This is a genomic window from Kitasatospora sp. NPDC093558 (assembly GCF_040683475.1).
Taxonomy (GTDB): domain Bacteria; phylum Actinomycetota; class Actinomycetes; order Streptomycetales; family Streptomycetaceae; genus Kitasatospora.
Genome location: NZ_JBFBDY010000901.1, coordinates 1 through 2151 on the forward strand (window position 1 = coordinate 1; position 2151 = coordinate 2151).

The 2151-nt window shown below is 73.9% G+C and carries 2 protein-coding genes; one reads left to right on the plus strand and one right to left on the minus strand.

Going from position 1 to position 2151, the window contains the following annotated elements; all coding sequences use genetic code 11:
- The first annotated feature begins 282 nt into the window (after positions 1 to 282).
- Positions 283 to 1434, plus strand: a complete 1152-nt coding sequence (locus AB0O00_RS36710; protein ID WP_363659039.1) for a hypothetical protein — start codon at positions 283 to 285, stop codon at positions 1432 to 1434.
- Positions 1435 to 1541: 107 nt separating this feature from the next.
- Here AB0O00_RS36710 and AB0O00_RS36715 read toward each other — a convergent pair whose 3' ends face one another.
- Entirely contained in the window at positions 1542 to 2063 is a 522-nt protein-coding gene (locus AB0O00_RS36715) for an RICIN domain-containing protein (RefSeq protein ID WP_363659040.1), read from the minus strand.
- Positions 2064 to 2151 lie beyond the last annotated feature (88 nt).

A 2151-nucleotide genomic window follows, 5' to 3' on the forward strand; every position in this document is an offset into this window, starting at 1 on the left:
GGCGAGCATCCCGCCGAGGGATCTCCAGCGCAGTCTCATCAGGGGTACCTCGTCCCGTTGGTGAGGGTGGTCGCCATGGCTGGGCGCCATGAGCGACATAGAAGTACCGGCCGGTGCTGTCCGATGGAAGAACTCCGGCCGAACTTGGCCAGACAACTTCGCGTGCGCGGCGGGGTGGACCGGGCGTCGGCGGGGCGGCCGGCGGTGCCGGGGCGGCCATGCGTCGGACTGTCCGGCAAACTGTCCGGCGTAGCGGAACGGCGGGCACGGGGAGGGACGGCAGTGGGCATCGACATCGCCGGGGAGCTGGGCGCGGCACTCGGTTGTACCGGCACGGTCCGCCTCGGCCCGGACCACCACCGGCTCACCGTCCCGGACGGGCACGGCGGGCCGACCGTCGACGTCCTCGGCGACCCCTCGGCGCAGCGGGTGATCCACCTCCTCCCCGGCGGCGGGCTGAACGTCGCCGCCAACTTCTGCACCGCGCAGGGCCGGAGCCTCGCCCGGTTCTTCGCCGACCACGGCTACCTGGTGATCGGGACCACGCCCCGCGAGGACGCCCTCATCCCGGTCACCGCCGACTGGGCCGGCTGGGGCCTGGCCGCGCACCGGGCGGACCTCGAACGCGTCATCGCGGCCGTCGAGGCCGTCACCGCCCTGCCGTACGAACTGCTCGGCCACTCGGCCGGAGCCGCGCTCGCCCTGGACACCGCCGCCCACAGCGGCGACAGCGCGGGCCTGCGACGCGTACTCGTCCTGGACACCACCGGCCCGTACGACCCCGCGACGGAACCCGACGCGGTCGCGAAGGCGGAAGCCCTCACCGACCTCCTCCAGCAGCAGCTCGACGCGGGCGCCCGGACGGTCGACCCCGGCCTCAAGGGCCTCTTCGCCCGTGCCGCCACCGCCCCGGACGCCCCGAGCGGAATGCCCCGGCCGCTTCCGCAACCGGCGGACGATCCTGGGCAGTTCGGCAACCTCGCCCTGCTGCACTACGCGCTCACCCACACCCGCGACCTGCCCGGCCCCGCAAACTGGATCTACCACCGGGGCCACAGCGGCGGCACCCACGCCTTCGGCCCCACCCCCGCCGAGGACCGCTTCGCCCTGACCCACACCCCGCTCGCCGTCTGGGCCGAGGCGGTCGGCCGCCTCGGCAGCGGCCTCCAGCCCACCGCCCTCCTGCGCGACCTCGCCGCCGTGTGGGCCGGACGGACGGACGTCCACCGGATCGACTGGCCGGCGATCCGGGCCGACGTGGTCTGGGTCAACACCGAACTGGGCCGCGGCGACCACGACTTGGGCGCCCGACTGATCCGGCACGGCGGAGCCCGCGTCGACTACCGCGTCGTCCCCGGCTACGGCCACGGCGACATCGTGTGGTCGGCCACCGCCGAGCACGACGTGTGGACGTCCCTGCTGCCCGCGCGCTGAACCCGGCGCCCGGGCGGCCGTTTTGGCGAGGTCGATGCAGGGTGCGCGGATCACCCAGTTGCCGGCGGCGAAGACCGCCTGACCGGCGCCCGCGGCCGTGCGGGAGGTCAGGTCACCGTCCACACCTGGTTGTCGGCCTTCGAGCACGCCTGCACCTTGGCCCACTGGGCGGCACCGTCCGAGGTCAGGCACTGCTCGGTGGAGGAGTTGACGATCTCGTAGCCGCCGGGCACCTGCACGAAGGACCAGAGCTGCTTGTCGTTGCCGGGCGGGCTCGTCAGGACCTGGATCCGCCCGGAGGCCACGTCGAGGTCCAGGACCTTGGTGAAGTTGGTCGAGCCGTTGCGCAGGTAGTAGCGCCCGTCGGAGGCCTGCTCCAGGCGCCACAGCTGCGCCGGGGAGTGATTGACGGGGTAGGTGCCGACGAGGTTGCCGTCCTTGTCGACGGAGTAGGAATTGTCCAGCGCGTTGCCGCCGACGGACAGCTGCGCCGCGGCGGGCAGTTGCGGCGGCTTCGGCGCCTGTGTGGGCGGGACGGACGGCGTGGGCTGCGTGGGCGGCGTGGACGGGACGGGCTGCGTGGGCGGGACCGACGGCGTGGGCTGCGCCGGGGAGGAGGCCGTCGGCACTGCGGGCGGCCTCGGCCTCCAGGACCGCGCCGTCGAGATCCTGCTCCTCGGCTGCACGTCCCTCGGCATCGTCGTGAAGGAGGACGGC